Source organism: Paenibacillus jiangxiensis, assembly GCF_046098255.1.
In the GTDB taxonomy this organism is placed as follows: Bacteria; Bacillota; Bacilli; order Paenibacillales; family Paenibacillaceae; genus Paenibacillus; species Paenibacillus jiagnxiensis.
This window is the reverse complement of sequence record NZ_JBJURI010000007.1, coordinates 124,752-143,589: the sequence shown is the minus strand read 5'-3', so window position 1 is coordinate 143,589 and position 18,838 is coordinate 124,752. Positions and strand designations below refer to the sequence as shown.

The following is an 18,838-nucleotide window of genomic DNA, read 5'->3' as shown; positions in this document are numbered from 1 at the left end:
TTGGCGTGGATGCTTCGTCATGAGGTTGAGGTGATGAATCATGAGAGCTATCAGGCAGGCTGCGCTGACTTTGGTCGCATTTGTCCCCTTGCTGACAGGCATGGGGTGTGAAGCAGGGGACAAGAAGGGGGAAGCGCTGCAGCAGCAGGCTGCTCCTGAGACGGCTGCTGAAAGGCAGTCACAGACGACATCAGTGAGGGAATCAAAACCGTGTGGTGTAGCCGAATGGGTCGATTTTCTAATGATTAATGACATTAAGTATGTTCACAGTCCTGAAGATGGCCCGGATGTAAATGAGAAGCAACTGGGGGATGAAGTTGGACGAGTCGGTTATACATTAAACGAAAATGCGTGCTCGGATCATGTGTCCCGAAACGGAGACGCGGCATACATTCCGGCAGGCACAACGATTTACGCCATGAAGGGCTACAAGCCGGAGTTTCGCGTCATAGCGGACAACAAGCTTTATCAGGCTTCCGAAAATGTAAATGCCGCCACGCTGGGGGACTTGCTGGATATCGAGGGCAGGATGGCGAAGGTCAGCCTGGAAAGCGGCCGGGATGGCAGCGCCATCGGGGACTTTAGCGGGGAGGCTTCTGAGCAATTCGTAAGGCAGCTGCTTGCGCTGCCTTACGTTGGATGGGACGCTGTTTACAATAAAACAAGGCATGAGAGCGGCGTGTTCCTGCGGGTGCATCTGCAGGATGGAACTTCTCTGAGGTTAGTGTTCTATCCGAAAGGCAACGGATTCACGGCAGGCGCCTTTGGTACGGAATCATTACAGGAACTGATCATGACCGAAAGGGCGCGCATTAAGGCAGCGGTGGGAATGTAAAGCAAAGCAGCAGGGCAGAACTTAACGGATATAACCGAGCTTCTGCGGGTTGACCATCAGATACACGCCCTGAATATGCTTGCCTTCCGCCGTAAATTCGAGGCAGAGCGCGGCAGCCACGTGCCCCTCATGCCTGAACACCAGCTGTTCTTCGCCGTTTAGCATGGCGGTGGATATCTCCGCCTCACGCGGCCTCGTCAATACACGGCGGGAGGTGAGCAGGGCCAGCACACCATTGCGCACGGTCATCGGACGCATCACCGTATGCACGATGCCGCCGCCATCCGAGACAAAGACAGGCTGCTCGGCCAGCAGCTCCAGCATGGAGGGCACGTCATGGCTCATAAAAGCGGCAGTGAATCGTTCCAGCATCCGCTTGCGGGCAGGAGTGTCTGCGGGCGTCATCGAGGGCAGCTGCACATCATTATCAGCGCTGCTGCTGTCCCCATCCGAGGGCGCGGCCTGCGCCAGGCGCTTGCGGGAACGGCTGTACAGCTGGCGGCAGTTGCTGTCCGTCAGCCCGAGCAATTCGGCGATTTCCTTATATTCATACTGGAAAGCCTCACGCAGCACAAACACCGCCCGCTCCAGCGGCTTCAAGCGTTCCAGCAGCACCAGGAAAGCGTAGGAGACCATGCTTTTGCGTTCCGCCCATTCTTCAGGCTGATCTGCCGGTGCAGTGCTGCTGACCGGTTCGGGAAGCCACTCCCCGACATACGTCTCCCGCTGCTTGCGTGCGGAATGAAGCAGGTTCAGGCAGCGGTTGACCGTGATGCGCGTGATATAAGCCTTGGAGTTGTGCACCTCTTCCGGCGGCGTCTGCTGAAGCGCAGCGAAACAGTCCTGCACCACATCCTCGGCATCCGCCGCTGTTCCCAGCATGCGGTAAGCGATGGCGAAGGCGTAGTCCCGGTATTCACGGTACCATTCCTCCACCTCTGCCGCTTTCTCTGCTGAAGCTTCTGTATTTTGTTGGTTCGGATGTTTGCCGCCCTTCAACCTGCGCGCCCCCTTGCCGAAATATGTTAGGAATTGAAGCAGCCTGGATACATGCCTGTGGAAATCGCAAGCCGATTCCAGCTGTTAATTGTATTGATCGCTGCAATCAGGTCGACATATTCCCCTTCGTCAAAATGCTCTCTGACCCTATTATACAGTTCTTGCGGCACCCCTTGCTCGGAGATACGGGTTACCGCTTCGGCCAGTTCGAGCATAACACGCTCTTTTTCCGTAAACAAAGGAACCTCCCGCCACACCGACAGCAGCAGAATATGGTCCGCATAGTCCCCGAGCTTCATCAGGTCTTTTGCATGCATATCCAGACAGAAGGCACAGCCGTTGATCTGGGACACGCGGATTTTAAGCAGCTCATACAGCACCTTGTCTTCAAAAAGGCTGCTTGTGTATTCTTCCATGCCTCTCATGGCTTTATAGGTGTCAGGCCGGACTTTGCTGTGATTTACTCGTAATTGGGTCATGATTGTTCGCCTCCAAATTTTGTTGATTCTGGCCTGCTGATTTCAGGCTCTAAAAATAAAGACAAAACAGGAGGCCGATGTGTGACAAACAAGTCGCTACATCAGTCGCCGGCAGGCAGGAAGATCAGTTTGCCATGGGCGTGTCCGCTCTGGCTGATGTCGAGTGCTCTACGCCAGTCCTCAAGGGCGAAGGTCTGGGCGACCGGAACGGTGAACTTGCCGTCTGCGGCGTACTGGGCGAACTCGCTGAGAACATCATAGCGAAAGGTCTGGTCTTCTCCGCTGCTGGCGCGGACGCCGAGCTTGGCGGCTGCGGCGAAGTCGCTGATGGTTAGAACACGGCGGGGATCACCACCGGCGATCCGGATAAGATCGGGTAGTATGCCGCTGACCGGTGCAGTGTCCAGCACCAGGTCCACCGGCTGTCTGGCGAGCTCGGTTACCCGCTCGACCATTCCGTCACCGTACGAAGTCACTACCGCTCCCATCGAACGGAGCCGGTCGGCGTAAGTATTACCGGCGGTAGCGATCACACTGGCGCCGCGCATGAGGGCGATCTGGACGGCAGCGAAGCCCATCATGGTGCCTGCTCCATGCACCAGCAGGGTGTGGCCCGACTTAACGCCAAGTGAATTAAGGTGGTTGTATGCAATTGTAACCGCCATGGGAAGCGCCGCAGCTTGCACGAACTCGAGTCCTGCAGGGATGGGGACCCAATGGTCCACGATCGCCCGCTCCGACGCCCCGGCGCCCCGAGCGCCGGCAAAGTCGACGGTGCCCAGGACGGCGTCGCCGATGACAACATCGGTGACGCCCTCACCGACCGCGTCCACAATTCCGGACAGTTCCAGCCCGATACCGCGGGGCAGATTGCCGGGAAACAGCCCTCTGCACAAGGACCAGTCGACCGGATTCAGCCCGCAAGCCCGCACCGTCACGCGAATGCGTCCTGGGCCTGGGTCAGGGACCGCAATCTGTTCCATGCGCAGGACTTCGGCCGGTTCGCCGTATTCGTGGAAACGGATCGTCCGCATAGTAGCAGGGTTGGATGCCTGATTGTTCACACCTTTGCTTGACGTATCTAAATTCTCCATTTCGATACCCTCCATTTTGTTTTGGTAAATAATCACGGTAAATCTTCATCAAATACCGGGGCCGGCGAGTGCATACTTCACTTGAGTCAGCTCCTCGGAAACCGTCCACAACCGCCGTGCGACTGCTTCGTCATGCGAGCGCGCACTTGAATCGACCTTCTTGGGGTAGCCGCGCAATTCGAGACTGCTTGGCCCAAAGAACTCTCCACCTCGGACGTCTGGCGCAGTGGCCGCATAAAGGGTCGGCAATACGCCCATTTTCGGGGGCTGCGCGAAAATCGGATTCAGGCGTCGCATGAAGCTGGAATGTCGCAGCGCATTGGTCGCTGACCAGCCCGGGTGGGCAGCTACTGCCAGCGTTGATTGGCCTGCGGTAACAAGACGACGCTGCAGCTCATAGGTGAACAGCAGATTGGCCAGCTTGCTCTGAGCATAGCCGCGCGATGGCTTGTAATTCCGTTCCGAGTTCAGATCATCAAAGTGAATGATTCCCGACCGATGTGAAATACTGCTTACGGTCACAATGCGTGCGCCCGGCGTCGCGCCCAGCCGGTCCAGCAGCAAACCGGTCAGCGCAAAGTGCCCCAGGTGATTGATTCCAAATTGCTGCTCGAAGCCCTGCGTTGTCTTTCTGTAAGGTGGATGTGCCACGCCGGCGTTGTTGATCAGGAGATCAAGCCGCTGGTAGTTCTGGTGAAAGTCCGTCGCAAAAGCGCGGACGGATGCCAGATTGCCCAGATCGAGCGCCATGACTACGACCTTGCCCGCCGGCTTAAGTGCTTTAATCTGGTTAGCGGCGGGGGTGGCTTTGTCGATACTGCGGCAGGCCATAATGACCGCCGCCCCTTTGTTGGCTAGCGCCCGCGCCGCTTCCCAACCAATCCCGCTGTTTGATCCGGTTACAATAGCCACTCGTCCGGTCTGATCTGGCATGTGGTCTTCTGTCCATGGTGTTGTTATAAGCACTCGTCCTTCCTCTGTTCAATCCGAAAACTAGCTGTACAAGAATTCCGGTGTTCGTCCAGCAAACCGTTAACCGTTATTTCACGGTTTACTGGACAATTCAATTGCTTTAGCTCGGTGTTACCAGATTATGCAGCTGCGATCCAAGACACGAACTTAGATCTGAGAGCCGCCTCCGTCCACGGGGAACTCGGCTCCGGTTGTGAAAGTTGCGTCGAACGCAAGGAATGCGACTGATTTTGCAACCTCGAGGGGGTCACCGAAACGCAGCATCGGGATCTGCTGTCTCATCTGCTCCATGGTCTGTTCTGCAGCTTCCTTCGGCATCGACTTCTCCATGATGCCGGTATCGATGGGGCCAGGGCTGACCGCGTTGACGCGAATCTTCCGCGGCAGCAGCTCGCGGGCCAGACTGCGAGTCATGGAGCGCAGCGCTGCTTTACTGGCCGAATACGCATTGAGCATCGGGATACCCACTACGTTCGTGATAGAGGTGGTGAGCACCACGCCGCTTCCTGCGTTTAGCAACGGGGTCAGCTTCTGCACGGTGAAGTACGGACCTTTGGTGTTGATTGTAAGCAACTCGTCGTATATTTCCTCGGTCATCGACTCGAAGGGGACAAAGCGTGTGATGCCGGCGTTTACGAACAGGGCGTCGATCGTGCCAAACTCAGCCTTTACCCGACCGGCCAACTCATCGATATCCGTTAACGACGCGGCGTCGCTCAGTACCGCGACCGCATTGCTGCCAAGTTTTTCAAGAGCTGAGTCAAGCTTAGCCTGGGTACGACCGGTGATCAGAACGCGTGCTCCTTCATCCGTCAGCAGCTTCGCTGTCGCGAGGCCGAGCCCGCTGCTCCCCCCTGTGATTACTACTTTCTTGCCTGCGTATTTACTTACTGGACTGTTTTCCATTTTAATCTTCCTCCCTTGGTTTATCCGGTATATGATCTCCCCAAACTAACGGCCAATTGTGGATAAGGAGCCCATTATTTCCAGCCTTCTTGTTTTGCTTTGGACCAACGATTGACCCGACAGTGTAGTATAATCCACACTGTCTGTGTTAATCTTAACTAAGCGGCTTGGGCTGCACAACCAGTAAACAAGCGCATTTGTGGCTTATACAACATACGTGCTTATTTGTTGTCCTTTGGCTTTCCTAAAACGTAAAACGCGAGCTAACCAATATAGTCTGAGGGAGAGGGAGAAGCGTAACATGCCCACTAATACAAACGATCCACGTGTGAAACGGACACGTCAACTGTTGATGCAAGCTTTTATGGAATTGCTTGAGCAGAAGAAGAATAATGTCTCTTCCATTACCGTACAAGATATTACGGCCTACGCGACCGTTAACCGCTCCACGTTCTATGCTCATTTTGAAGACAAATTCGCATTTCTTGAGAGCTGGATGAGAGATAAATTTCAAAAGAAGCTAAAGGATGAGCTGCCTAATGTTGCTTTATCCGATATAGGGAGTCTGCGAATACTTATTTTAATCGTTTTCGATTTTCTTTTCTGTACTCGTCCATATATGACTTCAACTGATAATCAGTATGAAACGCTGTTTGAGGCCGCGATGCAAAAGGAACTATATAACCTGTTATTTACCTGGTTAAGCGAACAATCGGAACCATCTGTTTCACGGGAGACGGTGGAGACAGCCGCTCTGATCGCAAGCTGGGGCATATTTGGATCAGCCGTCGAGTGGAGCAGACATCCGCAATATAGATCGGCGGAAGACATGGTGCAAGATGTATTAGTAGTCGTTGCTGCTGGTTTGGCACCCGTAATAGGGCAATAATGAAGAATTAACCCCATTTGGAGCCGGCCAACAAAACGGGATATGATAGAGTTTGAAGTTTTTGTTTATAACGGTAAAATACGAACTGCAAAGGTTGTTCAGGCAAGCGACTGCCGGAGAATGGAGGACATATGGCAAAGCAAAAATATTATGTGGTATGGGTCGGTAAAAAAACGGGCATTTACGGAAGCTGGGGGGAGTGCCAGTCCCAGGTGAACGGCGTCGCGGGCGCCAAGTATAAGGCGTTCGAATCCAGAGCGGAAGCGGAGAAGGCGTATGCGCAGGGCTGGCAGGGATATTGGGGAAGCCAGTCCGCGAAGGGCGGATCGGCTAAAACTGCGGGGGCATCAGCCGCACGCTCTACACAGGCAGCCGCCGGTACGCGGGAAGAGATCGATTATGACAGCGTTTCCGTGGATGTCGGTACAAGGGGCAACCCGGGGCCCGTGGAATACAAGGGAGTGGACACGCGAACCGGTGAAGTGCTTTTTTCCTGCGGTCCTATATCTAAGGGAACCAACAACCTCGGTGAGTTTCTGGCCATTGTACATGCGCTGGCTTACCTCAAGAAGTTAGGAAGCAACCAGACCATTTATAGCGATTCGGTCAACGCGCTCAAGTGGGTAAGGCAGAAACAAGTAGTCTCCACGCTGAAGCGCGATGAATCGACGAAGGAGATCTGGGAGCTTGTAGACCGGGCGGAGCATTGGCTACGGACCAATACATACCAGAACCGAATTCTGAAGTGGCAGACCAGGGAATGGGGCGAAATTAAGGCGGATTACGGCAGAAAGTAGTGGATTGTCGGCAGGGAGTCTGGCGGTTAAAAAATGGATGTTTTAAAGCGTGCTGAAATACTTTATATTCGGCACGCTTTTTTGTTGATTTTTTCAAAATACCAAGCATATTCATATCCTAAGGGAAAAGGAATTGATTCCCAATTCTGAAAAGGATAGAGATGCCGATGACGAATAACTCGGGAAAAACGCCGGAAGAGCAGCTGGATTTACTATCTGAAAAATGGGATCGGCTGCTTGGTTATTTGAATACTGCTGAGGTCACACATCGGAATGAGGAATACAATGAATGGCTGCTTCATAAGAATATGCTCAAGGTTGGATTCAGGGCATTTAAGAACTGGAAAGTTTTCATTACCCCTGCCATTAGTGTTGTATTAGCTGGTGTTTTTGGATATACCGTATGGCAAAGCTTAGGATGGGGACAGAAGACGCTGGGAATTGCCATCGCAGCAGCAGCAATCTATATGTTCGTTCGGCGGGAAACGATTCGGTATATGGCTACCCCGCAAAATGAATTATTTCACATCCAGGCTTTTGCGCAAAATCATAAAGTTATGTATGATGCATTATCTCCATTTATCCGGGATGAATATTTCAAATTTTCAAAGCTTAAGGAAAGCCTTAAGAAGTCCTCCCTGGACGAGAAAGTGATCAAGAGTTATGAGGGCAGGATCGATGAGCTGTTAGAGGTGAAAAACAAAAACGAAGAGAAAATCATGGAACTGAGCCAACTCCTGAAGCTTCACATAGAAGAGCTTAAACATACCCAGGATGATATAAGTTATTATGCGAATAGGGTGGAGGAAACCAGTGCATTCCTGGATAAAATCAGAAACAACTTATCCTCTTTTGTCCGCTACCCGAACCTTCAATTTCTGGATTCATTGTCGTTTGATTGTTGTTATATTATTTATAAATTGGATGATAACGAGTTCGTGGATAAACATTCTCAAGGTTTAAACTCCCGCAAAATTAAAGCAATACCTATAGATCATCACCAAGACGGGATTGTCAAATCGATGGAAGACGGTGAAATTTACATAGATTTAGAGAGAGGAGAAGCCAGTCAGTGTGTGACTCTGCATGATGGCAGTACGTGGGGGATTCGTATTATTCTCGATGATACTCGCCAGGAGGCGTTGATGGGCAGTCAGGAGTATGCTAAGATCGAACTGTCTTTAATATTTGAACACATCTGGTTAAGTCTGGATTTGGTTGTCAGGTTTGAAAGCATGAGAACTGAGGCTTCAGGGATTTACGGTCAGGATGAGAATGAATGATCTTAATAATGATGAGAGGTGTACCTGTAATGAAAGCATTATCCGCCAAAAAGGTAACTGCTACTTCGCAGCTCATTCGTGAACAGGTTAAGAAATCCAACGACCGTACCAATGAAGTCATTCGCAAAACCCAATCGTATTTAAACGATTTGAAAAAACAAACTCCCAGGGTGTAATCCTACATATCATAATAAACGAAACGGACAGCGGGTCAGTTCCCGCTGTCCGTTTTTGTTTGATGCAAAGCTCTCTCCGTCTCTTGAATCAGGCGATTAATCCGTTGATTTATTCTTTCCAGATGTTCCGTAATCATTTGTCCGGTTGTCTTATGTTCAGGATTCAATTTCACAAGTTGCCTCATGCGCATCCCTCTTTTCGATATACTGTATAACTAGCGCTGCATTAACTTTTGCACAAGACAACCTGTGGCCCTGATCCTTTTCAGAATTCCGCAAAAGCTCTGGTTTCCGAGCCTGTTATAGCGCCTTTCGGAGATCTAACGGTTGCAGCAGCTGCTATTTTACGAAAAAAGACATTTTCCAAGTTCTAACGGTTATGACTGCCGCTATTCTTCTGAATCACGGCGAAAATACCCGCGTGAAGTGAAATAAGCGCCATGGCAACCGCTAGAATTTGAAATCAACGTTCTTGGAAGCAATAACGGTTGTGGTAACCGTTAGATACTGCACATCATATGCAAACCATTCCCACGGGTTTGTGTTTTAACTCTAGGGAAATAATTGATTTCCTGAAAATTTTCTATAATAATGAGAAACATAACTGAAATCGGGGGTCCCAGTAATGAAATATAAAGCAGTCTTTTTTGATATTGACGGTACCTTGGTAAATGAAGAAAAGCAAATTCCGCAGGATACGATTGACGCCATCCGGGAGCTTAAGGGAAAGGACATTCCGGTGTTTATCGCCACGGGAAGAGCGCCATACTACTTCACACATTATGCTCAACAGCTGGATATTGACTCTTTTGTGAGCTTTAACGGTTCTTATGTCGTGTATAAGGGAAAACCGGTTTACGAGCATCCCATTTCCAAGGAAACGCTGGAGCGGCTGGAGACGCTGGCATTGTCGCATAATCATCCGATCGTGATGCAGGGAGGCACAGCCGGGTATGCCAATTTTGAAGCGCATGAGGCTGTGGCGGAATCCTTTCAATCCTTAAGGGTGGAGGTTCCGGGCTACCGGACGCAATATTGGAAGGAAGAAGCGGTGTATCAGGCGCTGCTGTACTGCCAGGAGCATGAAGAGCACATTTACACCGGGCCGGATTCACCCTTCAAGGATCTGCAATTTGTCCGCTGGCATCGGGTAGCGATGGACGTTATTCCGGCGGGCGGCTCCAAAGCCAAAGGAATCGAAGCGGTGTTGGGGCATCTTGGCATCGGCAGGGAGGAGGCCGTTGCGTTCGGGGACGGTTTGAACGACAGGGAAATGCTGTCTTATGTAGGACTGGGCATCGCAATGGGCAATGCGCATGAGGAAGTGAAGCCTTTTGCGAAATATGTGACCAAATCGGTGGATGAAGGCGGAATCCGCCACGGATTGCAATACGCCGAATTGTTATAAGTCGAATTACTATAAGTGCCCTTTGACACTCCCACGGCTAAAGCCGCCAGCCTTATAAAAGGTGGGATTCTTGGATAAGCTTAATATGGCCTGCTGCCGGGAATGCCCGTGCGCGGGCCTTTTTTTGCATCAACGCTTCACTTTGCTAAAAAAATATTGTGGTCATGCTGTATGAATATGTAGTACAATACATACTAAAAAAAATTACTAACATGATGTGTAGAGGGGATGTAAGGACGTGAACACAGTAGAAAAGATAAGCAAGTTTGTGGGGAGCACGTTTTCTGTCTGGGTGATCTTGTTTGCTTTGCTCGGTTTTTTTGTCCCTGATGTCTTTACGGGGTTGAAGGGGTATATACAGATTTTCCTCGGCATCGTCATGTTCGGTATGGGATTGACACTGTCTTCGGCCGACTTCCGCGAGGTGTTCCGCAGACCGCTGGATGTGGCGATCGGTGTTGTGGGGCACTACCTGATCATGCCACTGCTGGCGTTCGGACTGGCTCTGCTGCTGCAGCTGCCGCCGGATATCGCCGTCGGCGTCATTCTCGTGGGCTGCTGTCCGAGCGGCACCGCCTCCAACGTTATGACCCTGCTGGCTAAAGGGGATGTGGCGCTTGGCGTATCCATCGCGTCCGTATCGACTCTGATTGCTCCGCTGGCAACACCTTTCATGATCAGCCTGCTGGCTGGCCGCTGGATGAACATAGACGCCGCATCGCTCATCAAGGATATCCTGATGGTGGTGATCATCCCGATTGTGCTCGGCGTCATTGTGAAGGCGTTGTTCCGCAGACAGGCCGAAGCGAGCGTTAAGGCTTTGCCCCTCGTATCCACGATTGCCATCGTGCTGATTGTGGCCATTGTAGTGGCAGGCAGCAAGGCCAAAATTATTGAGACTGGCCCGCTCATCTTCGCGGTTGTCATTTTGCACAACGGGCTTGGGTACCTGCTCGGTTTCTGGTTCGCCAAGCTGTTCGGCATGAATCTGGCGAAGCGCAAGGCCGTTACGCTGGAGACAGGCATGCAGAACTCCGGTCTGGGGGCAGCGCTGGCTGCCGCGCACTTTAACCCGGTTGCTGCCGTGCCAAGCGCAATCTTCAGCGTATGGCACAATATCTCCGGCTCTCTGCTGGCCACCTGGTTTGCACGCCGCGAGGAGCGCAAGCAGTCTGCATAATGAATGACAGATGCCCTGCCGGGCTGCTTGAATATGAGCTTAAATATGCAGCTTGAATATGTATGCCATAAGCGGCGGTTCCAAAATCACTTCGGTGATATGTGGAGCCGCCGTATTTTAGTTAAGATGTTGGAAAGTATGAACCTCAAAACACAAGCTTCCTGAGATCGTAAGAAAACATTCGCTAGATGCTGCCTGTCTTCAGTGTAAGTGCGTCGATAGACGTTTTTCTTATAGGGAGCAGTTGAACCGGACTGAAGAGCCCTTATTACAGTAAAAAACGGCTTTTTTTGCTTGGTTGCGGACAGAGATGCCGCTATTTTAGTAAATCTGCACTGTTTTGCAAGATAAGTGGGTCGATAAGGGCTTTACGGTCCGCAAACTAGCTCGGGAGAGGCTGAGTTGTGTGAATAGCGTCATCTCAGTCCGCCAGAACGTTGGAAGCTACTTATCCTGTCGTTTCCACTTAGTCCTACCTGTTATCTCGTACTTCTAAGCTGCCTCACGTCTGCCTGTAAATTATGCCTAATGCTGCCTTCACGCCTATCCGTTGCCTCACGACTAACTGCTGACCAGTGCCTTCCTCTTACCACGCCTCCCTGGCTGACTATCGCTTTAAGCTTGTTGATTACCTGCCGTATGCCCGTATGTCTGAATCGATTCCGCCCCGGCTTTTCGGTACTCTCCCGGGGTTATGCCCTCCAGTTTTTTGAACACCTTGCCGAAATACTTTTCGTCCTGGTAGCCGACCATTTCCGAGATCTGCTGCAGGCGCAGACGGGGATTGAGCAGAAGCAGCTTGGCCTGGCGGATGCGGAGCCGGGTCAGATATTCCGACAGATTCACGTCGAACTCCTGCTTGAACTTGCGGGAGATGTATTCCCGGCTGAGGTAAAACCTGTTTGAAATATCTTGCAGGGTGATTTCATCGGCGTAATGGGCATCCAGATATGCGGCGATGTCGCGGATGATATGATTTTCCGGCGCGTGAGCCTGCGCGAGCGCCAGTGCCCGGCCTGCGGCCTGCAGCCGCTTGGCGAATCCGCTTTTCCAGACGGGGAGAGAGAGCATGCCCTCCTCGTCGACAGGCAGAACGGCCGCCGCCGCTTCCGGCTGTGCCGGATCTTCTCCGGCCGTATCCTCCGGCCGGTCGTCCAGCCAGCGGCCGAGCATCCAGTCCAGCTCCCGGTTCCAGCCCCGCATCTGCTCGGCGGTCAGATCTGGCAGCCGGGAGGCCGCTTCGTCAATCCACTCGGCCGCCGCCTCGGCTATTTTGTCTGGATTGCCGCTGAGAACAACCAGCCGCAGTTTTTCTTCTGCGTCCATCAGTCGAAGGGCTCTGGACTGCGCTTCGCCGCCTTTCTCCGCATAGTGTAGACTGACCGTCGCATGAAGACCGTCTGCCGTATGAAGACCGTTCGCCGTATGGATCAGGCTGCGCCGCCACAAGGCCTGGCGGGCCGCCTGATACGAGGCGGACATACCCTGCGGGAAAGGGCCGGCCGGTCCGATACCGAAATGCATCCGCCTGCCGAGCGCCATACAAAATCCTGTATTCATGGCATTCAGCCTCTCCCCGAATTGATCCGGCTCACCCCAATGCAGAATCACGACTTCATCCGTGTTCTCCAGATGCCTGAAGGCAATCCCCGCCCCGGACCGTTCCAAAATTTCACTGCATATATTCAGGATGGTGAATGACAGAAGCTGACGCTTTGCCCGGTATTTAGCCAGAACAGTGTCATCCAGATGAGCCAGGCTGAGGACAGCGGCAAAGCACACGGCGGCGTCCTGCGGCAACGGCAGCTTTTCAGCCAGGCGGGGCAGGGCGCTGGCCGAGCCTGCCGGGGCCAGAACGAGCTCGGTCAGCAGCTTGTCGGCATAGTGCGGCCGCATTTGATTGACCTCAATGGCCTGCAGGGTCAGGTGCAGCCGTTGCTGTTCCTCCTCCTCCCAGGCCGCCACCGCTTTGGACAAAGCTTCGTTAATCTCGGCCTGTTCGACAGGCTTGAGAATATAGTCGGTGCCGCCGCAGCGGATGGCATGGCGGACGAGCTGGAAATCATCGTGTCCGCTGACGACCAGTACCTTCGTAAGCGGCGCATGGGCCTGCAGCCAATCCATCAGCCTGGTACCGTCATATCCGGGCATTCTCATGTCCGTAATCACAATCTGCGGCGCTTCCTCTGAAACCAGCTGAATAGCGCGCCCGCCATCCTCTGCTTCAAGCACCTCGGTGATGCCGTACGCCTGCCAGTCGACCAGAAGACGGATGGCGGCTCTTCCGTGTTGTTCATCGTCCACGATCAAGGCTTTCATGTTCACTCACGCTCCTCTGTTCTGATGTCCAGAATAACCCGAACGCCATGCGGCTCAATATTCGCGATGTCCAGGCGGCCCGCTTCTCCTGAATACAGGCAGACCCGCAACAGGACGTTGCGAAGCCCGATAGGCTCATCCATAGCTGTCTGCTCCTCCGGCACCGCCGCGTCAGCCTTGCGGGACAGCAGGCTGCGCAGCTGCTCCAGTCTGTCTTGTGGTATGGACAGGCCCGTGTTTTCAATCGTCAGGCGCACCATGCCTGGGGCCGTCCGGGTGCCGGAAATTCGCAGCAATGTCTTGCCGAGGCGGGCATCCATCCCGTGCTTGAAGTAATTTTCGACAATCGGCTGCAGAATCATTTTGGGTACCTGCTCCTCCAGAACCCCCGGCTCCCAATCGAAGATCACGTCAAACTGATCGCCGAACCGTTCTTTTTGCAGATCAAGATACATCCGTATGTGCTCCGCTTCATCCTTTAAATGAACAACCGTGCTCTCCTTCATGCTGTAGCGCATGATTCTGGAGAGGGAGGAGAGCAGGGAGTAGATGCGCGGCACTTCATGCTGCAGTGCCAGCGTACCGATGGACTGCAGGGTGTTGTACAGAAAATGGGGATTGATCTGCGCCTGCAGCGCCTTTAGCTGGTTGGTCTTATTGGCCAACTCCAGGCGGTACTCCCGCAGGATCAGGTTGTTGACGGTATCCATCATGCGGCGGAAGCGGCGGAAGACCACCCCGATTTCATCCCGGCTCGTCACCCGGATGTCAACATCCAGATGTCCTGCCTGAATTTTCTCCATGTACCGCAGCAGCTGCTTGATCGGCTGTGTAATCCGGATGGAGATCAGCAGCGTGCCGATGATGGCAATGGAGAGTGCGGCGCCGGTAATGCCTGCATTAATCTCCGTCAGGCGGGTCGCGCGCGCATACAGCGTTTCATAGGGAATCTGCTTGACCAGCGTCCAGCCGGACAGCTCCGCATTCAGCTTCTGGTACACATGAAGGGCTTCACCTTCTTCAAAATATCCCTGATCCTGCTCGCCGCTTATGCCACGGATAAGGTCCGGGTTTTCCAGCTTCTGTCCGATCATGGTTTCATTTCCACTGTAGACCACAACACCTGCGGAATCCAGCAGATACAGCTGCTCGCTTCCTTCCTGATACAGCTCCCTGCAGATGCTGCGGACCGTATCCAGGCTAACGTCAATGGCGAGATCGGCCAGCCTGCGCGGGGAGGGGATACTCTGGATCGAGCGGTGAAGGGTAAACACCTTCGCATCCTTTCCGTAAGCGGGTCCAGGGGAAGAAAACCCGTACAGATGGGTGGGGTGGGATGCTTCAATATATAGGCTGTTGCTGCGGTACGGTACATCTTCGGTATAAGAGTGCTCCCGCAGCCCCCGTTTGGGCGCGCTGCCTGTGATAAGCGTGGACTGGCCCGCTTCATAAGAATGCATATATACGCTGACGACTCCCGGCACGGTGTTGCGGATCGTCTCCAGCGTCGTGTAGATTTCAGCCGCCGCCCGGTAATCGTTCGGAATCCGGGTGAGATTGGTGAGAAAATGCGGATCCTTGTACACAGCAATGGAAGCCTGGTTCACGCTCTGCAGGTAATGTTCAAGGTTTACGGCTCCCTGAAAAATAAGCCGTTCATTCTCCGCGGTCGTCTGCTCCCGCAAGGATTGCTTGGTCACCAGGAAGGTGATGGTCATCGACAGCAGCAGCGGAATGGCGACTGCCGCAAGCATGAAGGCACTGAGCCGGAAGCGGATGCTGCGGAACTTCACGGTTGTATTCCCCTTTCAGCAGTGGTAATTGTGCTTTTATCTCTGGAGGGGCGCGAGAAGGTCAATATTTTCCTCCTAAAGGCGCAGAATTCTCCATATTCATCCCTACAGCGGTCATTCATAATGAGGGAACGGCAAGCCAAACACAAAAGGGGAGATGCAAATGCACCGGGCCAAAACATCGCAGCTGCTGCAGCAGCTTGTATTCGTGGGTCCATCCACATTGTTTTTTGCCATCATCATTGTCGTCCCTTTTCTGCTGGGGATGTACTATTCGTTCACGGACTGGAACGGTGTATCCAACCAGGCGGGCTGGGTAGGGCTGGACAACTTCCGGCAGATTCTGCTGGAGGACGCTAAATTCCGAACCGCCTTCTGGTTCACCGTGCGCTTCACCGTGGCATCGGTCGTGCTGAGCAATGTGCTGGGTTTTATCCTGGCTTATTTCCTGATCAAACCGTTGAAATCGCGCAATGTACTGCGTACGGTCTTTTTTATGCCCAACGTCATCGGTGGTCTTTTGCTCGGTTTTATTTGGCAGTTCATATTTGTGAAAGGGTTTTCATCCATAGGCGCCGCAACGGGTTTTTCCTTCTTCAAGCTGCCGTGGCTCGGAGATGAGGTCACCGCCTTCTGGGGAATTATTATTGTATTTATATGGCAGACGGCAGGTTATTTGATGGTTATTTACATCTCATCCCTGACCAATGTGCCGCAGGACATTCTGGAGGCGGCCTCCATTGACGGGGCAAGCAGGATGCAGGTGCTACGGCAAATTATTATACCGCTCATCATGCCTGCGGTGACGGTGTGTCTTTTTCTGGCCATATCCTGGTCCTTCAAAATGTTCGACCTCAATCTGTCCCTGACCAAGGGCGGTCCGTTCGGATCGACGGAATCCGTTGCGCTGAACATTTACAATGAAGCGTTCGTGAACAATCGTTATGGACTGGGCACGGCCAAAGCGTTCATCTTTTTCATTATAGTAGCCTTGGTCACAAGCCTGCAGGTCCGTCTTACCAAGAGCAGGGAGGTGGAAGCCTGATGTTTACCGGAAAAAGCTACCGGCTTGGCACCTTTGCCGCTGAATTGGTCATGATCGCGGTTGGCCTGCTGTTCCTGGTCCCCTTTTATTTTCTCGCTGTGAATTCTGTCAAAACGTTCGGTGATCTGCTGATGGACTCGGCAGCGTGGCCGAAGGCCTTTGAATGGAACAACTATGCACGGGCCTGGAGCATTACCCGTTTTCCGCAGGTGTTCTGGAATTCGCTGCAGGTTACAGTGGTCAGCAATCTGCTGCTCGTCCTGATCAGTTCCATGGCCGCTTACCGGATGGTGCGGCACAACTCGCGGTACAACCGGATTCTGTTCGCCCTCTTCGTGGCGGCAATGGTGATTCCGTTCCAATCTGTCATGATTCCGCTCGTCAAGGTGGCAAGCGGTCTCGGCATGATGAACAGCATATGGGGATTGGTGATCTGTTATCTCGGCTTTGGCGCCCCGATGTCCATCTTCCTCTTTCACGGCTTCGTGAAGTCGGTACCCGTGGAGATCGAGGAGGCGGCCCGGGTTGACGGCTGCAATCCTTACGGGGTGTTCTTCCGCATCGTTTACCCGCTTATGAAGCCGATGCTTGTCACGGTCATCATCCTGAACACCCTCTGGATCTGGAACGATTACCTCCTGCCTTCGCTGGTGCTGCAGAGCGCGGAGCTGCGTACGATTCCGATCGCAACCTATGCGTTTTTCGGTCAATACACGAAACAGTGGGATCTGGCCTTGCCCGCCCTCGTGCTTGGCATTTTGCCGGTGATCGCATTTTTCCTGCTCATGCAGAAATACATTATCCACGGCATTACCGCCGGATCGGTGAAGGGCTGAGAAAAACTCTATCAATGTAACTCTAAAATGCCAGACCGCGATTAGCAGCAGTTATTCTTGCGATAACAGGAAGCCGTATGCTTTGAAGTCGACTCTTCCTGATATCATAAAAAAGGCAAGCGTTTTCATCAAGTGGAAAATTCGTAAGTCAGCAACAGGCGGCATACCATATCAAGGGGGATTCGGCACATGAAAAAACTCTTTAAATTATCGTTCATACTCGTTATGGCAATGGCACTGATTTTGACAGGCTGCGGCGGAGGCCAGCAGGGCGGGGGCAGCGCGGCAGAAGGCGGAAGCGGCGGGAACAGCGGGAATAGCGGGAACGGCGAAAAAACGATTCATATTTTCCAGTACAAAGTGGAAATTGCGGAAGCGATGAACCGGCTGAAGGAGGAATATGAGGCCTCGCATCCCGGCATCAAGCTGGACATTCAGACCGTCGGCGGGGGAAGCGATTACGGCGCGGCGCTGAAGGCGAAGTTTGCGGCTGGCGAGCAGCCGGATATTTTCAACGTCGGGGGTTATCGCGAGCTGGATACCTGGCTTGAGTATTTGGAGGACTTGTCCGACCAGCCGTGGGTTGGAGATGTCGTGGATGTTGCCAAGGAACCTATGACCAAGGACGGCAAGCTGTATGGACAGCCGTTGAACCTGGAAGGTTACGGATTTATTTATAATAAGGATCTTTTCGCCAAAGCAGGCATCACGGAGATTCCAACGACACTGACGGAGCTGGAGGCTGCGGCGAAGAAGCTGCAGGCAGCGGGAATTACCCCGTTCTCCAACGGGTATCAGGAGTGGTGGGTGTTCGGCAACCATTTGCTGAATGTGGCCTTTGCCAACCAGGACGATCCGGCGGCGTTCATTGCCGGCCTGAATGACGGTTCGCAGCAGTTTGCCGGCAATCCCATCTTTGAACAGTGGTTCAACGTGTTTGACCTGACGCTGAAATACGGCAATGAAAATCCGCTGACGACAGACTACAACACACAGGTAACGACCTTTGCCACGGGCCAGGCGGCCATGATGCAGCAGGGCAACTGGACGCAGGTGCAGATTGATGGCATCAATCCCGACCTGAACCTGGGCATTCTACCGATGCCGATTAATGATGATCCTGAGCGCAATGATAAATTATTCGTTGGTGTCGCCAACAACTGGGTCGTGAATAAAAATTCGCAGGTGAAGGATGAGGCTAAGGAATTCCTGAACTGGCTGGTCTCGTCTGAAGAGGGCAAACGCTATATCACCAAGGAGTTCAAGTTCATTCCTGCCCTGAAGAGCATTGAAGCATCACCTGAGGATCTGGGTGATTTGGGAACAGAGGTAGTGAACTACAGCAAGCAAAACAAAGTGATGAACTGGAACTTCAGCAACTACCCTGAAGGAGCAGCCCAGGAATTCGGAAGCTCCATGCAGGCGTACGCAGCGGGCAAGTTGAATAAAGAGCAGCTGCTGGAAGAGTTTCAGAACACATGGAACAATCTGAAGGCAAAATGACATTCCCATGGCAGTTGGCCAAATAAGCTGTTAACTTAACAGCCCTTAATCGAAGCAGACTCATCCCATGCCCAAGGCCATGGACTTCTCAACTGAATTTTTGTAATGATTGGAATATAAATGGTAAAAATAATGTGCATGAAGGCCGAACGGTCGGGTGCACAGCATAAAGAATGCCGCGGCTGTTGGGCCGCGGTTTCTTTTTTGTAGGCGGGTGAGGGGGGATTAAGCTGATAGCTGCCTCCTTTTGACACAGTGTTGTATAGCGGACCTGAGAGACTTTATTGTTGCCAAACCCTTTTCATGCCTTCAGGCGGGACAGAG

At 52.7% G+C, this 18,838-nt stretch carries 18 protein-coding genes; 11 read left to right on the top strand and 7 right to left on the bottom strand.

Annotated elements, in window-relative coordinates; genetic code table 11:
- Positions 1 to 40: 40 nt before the first annotated feature.
- Positions 41 to 835, top strand: coding sequence for a hypothetical protein (locus ACI1P2_RS09640; RefSeq protein WP_355319110.1), 795 nt, complete (start codon positions 41 to 43; stop codon positions 833 to 835).
- A gap of 21 nt (positions 836 to 856) precedes the next feature.
- Here the strand turns inward: ACI1P2_RS09640 and ACI1P2_RS09635 are convergent, their stop codons facing one another.
- The 5 genes from ACI1P2_RS09635 to ACI1P2_RS09615 all read right to left on the bottom strand — a co-directional run bounded on the left by ACI1P2_RS09635 (position 857) and on the right by ACI1P2_RS09615 (position 5,285).
- Positions 857 to 1,771 carry a sigma-70 family RNA polymerase sigma factor gene (locus tag ACI1P2_RS09635; RefSeq protein WP_355319191.1) on the bottom strand — a complete coding sequence of 305 codons (915 nt, stop codon included), beginning with the start codon at positions 1,769 to 1,771 and terminating at the stop codon, positions 857 to 859.
- 89 nt (positions 1,772 to 1,860) lie between these two features.
- The gene (locus ACI1P2_RS09630) at positions 1,861 to 2,313 is read right to left on the bottom strand and encodes a carboxymuconolactone decarboxylase family protein (RefSeq protein WP_355319108.1); all 453 of its coding nucleotides are present in this window, start codon (positions 2,311 to 2,313) and stop codon (positions 1,861 to 1,863) included.
- Positions 2,314 to 2,414: 101 nt separating this feature from the next.
- The gene (locus ACI1P2_RS09625) at positions 2,415 to 3,407 is read right to left on the bottom strand and encodes an NADP-dependent oxidoreductase (protein WP_355319106.1); all 993 of its coding nucleotides are present in this window, start codon (positions 3,405 to 3,407) and stop codon (positions 2,415 to 2,417) included.
- A 48-nt stretch (positions 3,408 to 3,455) separates the two neighbouring features.
- Entirely contained in the window at positions 3,456 to 4,373 is a 918-nt protein-coding gene (locus ACI1P2_RS09620; RefSeq protein ID WP_355319104.1) for an oxidoreductase, read from the bottom strand.
- A 153-nt stretch (positions 4,374 to 4,526) separates the two neighbouring features.
- Complete coding sequence (locus tag ACI1P2_RS09615; RefSeq protein ID WP_355319102.1) at positions 4,527 to 5,285, bottom strand: SDR family oxidoreductase; 759 nt, start codon at positions 5,283 to 5,285, stop codon at positions 4,527 to 4,529.
- Between the two features lie 301 nt (positions 5,286 to 5,586).
- Here ACI1P2_RS09615 and ACI1P2_RS09610 point away from each other — a divergent pair, with 301 nt between their 5' ends.
- The 7 genes from ACI1P2_RS09610 (at position 5,587) to ACI1P2_RS09580 (ending at position 11,183) form a co-directional block, all read left to right on the top strand.
- Positions 5,587 to 6,174 (top strand): TetR/AcrR family transcriptional regulator, encoded by a 588-nt coding sequence (locus ACI1P2_RS09610; protein WP_355319101.1) that lies wholly within the window; start codon positions 5,587 to 5,589, stop codon positions 6,172 to 6,174.
- A gap of 131 nt (positions 6,175 to 6,305) precedes the next feature.
- Positions 6,306 to 6,971, top strand: a complete 666-nt coding sequence (rnhA, locus tag ACI1P2_RS09605; protein ID WP_355319100.1) for a ribonuclease H — start codon at positions 6,306 to 6,308, stop codon at positions 6,969 to 6,971.
- 161 nt (positions 6,972 to 7,132) lie between these two features.
- Entirely contained in the window at positions 7,133 to 8,254 is a 1,122-nt protein-coding gene (locus ACI1P2_RS09600) for a hypothetical protein (RefSeq protein WP_355319098.1), read from the top strand.
- Between the two features lie 29 nt (positions 8,255 to 8,283).
- A complete protein-coding gene (locus ACI1P2_RS09595) occupies positions 8,284 to 8,430 on the top strand; it encodes a hypothetical protein (protein WP_355319096.1) in 147 nt (48 codons plus the stop codon).
- Positions 8,431 to 9,055: 625 nt separating this feature from the next.
- Positions 9,056 to 9,838: a Cof-type HAD-IIB family hydrolase gene (locus tag ACI1P2_RS09590; protein WP_355319095.1), complete on the top strand. Its 783-nt coding sequence runs from the start codon at positions 9,056 to 9,058 to the stop codon at positions 9,836 to 9,838.
- Positions 9,839 to 10,076: 238 nt separating this feature from the next.
- Positions 10,077 to 11,018 (top strand): bile acid:sodium symporter family protein, encoded by a 942-nt coding sequence (locus ACI1P2_RS09585; protein ID WP_355319093.1) that lies wholly within the window; start codon positions 10,077 to 10,079, stop codon positions 11,016 to 11,018.
- 3 nt (positions 11,019 to 11,021) lie between these two features.
- A complete protein-coding gene (locus ACI1P2_RS09580; RefSeq protein WP_408976185.1) occupies positions 11,022 to 11,183 on the top strand; it encodes a hypothetical protein in 162 nt (53 codons plus the stop codon).
- 450 nt (positions 11,184 to 11,633) lie between these two features.
- On the opposite strand, the gene ACI1P2_RS09575 is transcribed toward ACI1P2_RS09580, so the two are convergent.
- Positions 11,634 to 13,337 (bottom strand): response regulator, encoded by a 1,704-nt coding sequence (locus ACI1P2_RS09575; RefSeq protein ID WP_355319091.1) that lies wholly within the window; start codon positions 13,335 to 13,337, stop codon positions 11,634 to 11,636.
- A gap of 2 nt (positions 13,338 to 13,339) precedes the next feature.
- Positions 13,340 to 15,130, bottom strand: a complete 1,791-nt coding sequence (locus ACI1P2_RS09570) for a cache domain-containing sensor histidine kinase (protein ID WP_355319089.1) — start codon at positions 15,128 to 15,130, stop codon at positions 13,340 to 13,342.
- Between the two features lie 163 nt (positions 15,131 to 15,293).
- On the opposite strand from ACI1P2_RS09570, the gene ACI1P2_RS09565 reads away from it, so the two are divergent.
- The 3 genes from ACI1P2_RS09565 to ACI1P2_RS09555 all read left to right on the top strand — a co-directional run bounded on the left by ACI1P2_RS09565 (position 15,294) and on the right by ACI1P2_RS09555 (position 18,514).
- Positions 15,294 to 16,175: a carbohydrate ABC transporter permease gene (locus ACI1P2_RS09565; protein ID WP_355319087.1), complete on the top strand. Its 882-nt coding sequence runs from the start codon at positions 15,294 to 15,296 to the stop codon at positions 16,173 to 16,175.
- Positions 16,175 to 17,011: a carbohydrate ABC transporter permease gene (locus tag ACI1P2_RS09560; RefSeq protein ID WP_355319085.1), complete on the top strand. Its 837-nt coding sequence runs from the start codon at positions 16,175 to 16,177 to the stop codon at positions 17,009 to 17,011. The genes ACI1P2_RS09565 and ACI1P2_RS09560 overlap by 1 nt, the downstream gene beginning before the upstream one ends.
- A 189-nt stretch (positions 17,012 to 17,200) precedes the next feature.
- The gene (locus ACI1P2_RS09555) at positions 17,201 to 18,514 is read left to right on the top strand and encodes an ABC transporter substrate-binding protein (RefSeq protein ID WP_355319083.1); all 1,314 of its coding nucleotides are present in this window, start codon (positions 17,201 to 17,203) and stop codon (positions 18,512 to 18,514) included.
- Positions 18,515 to 18,838: the final 324 nt, after the last annotated feature.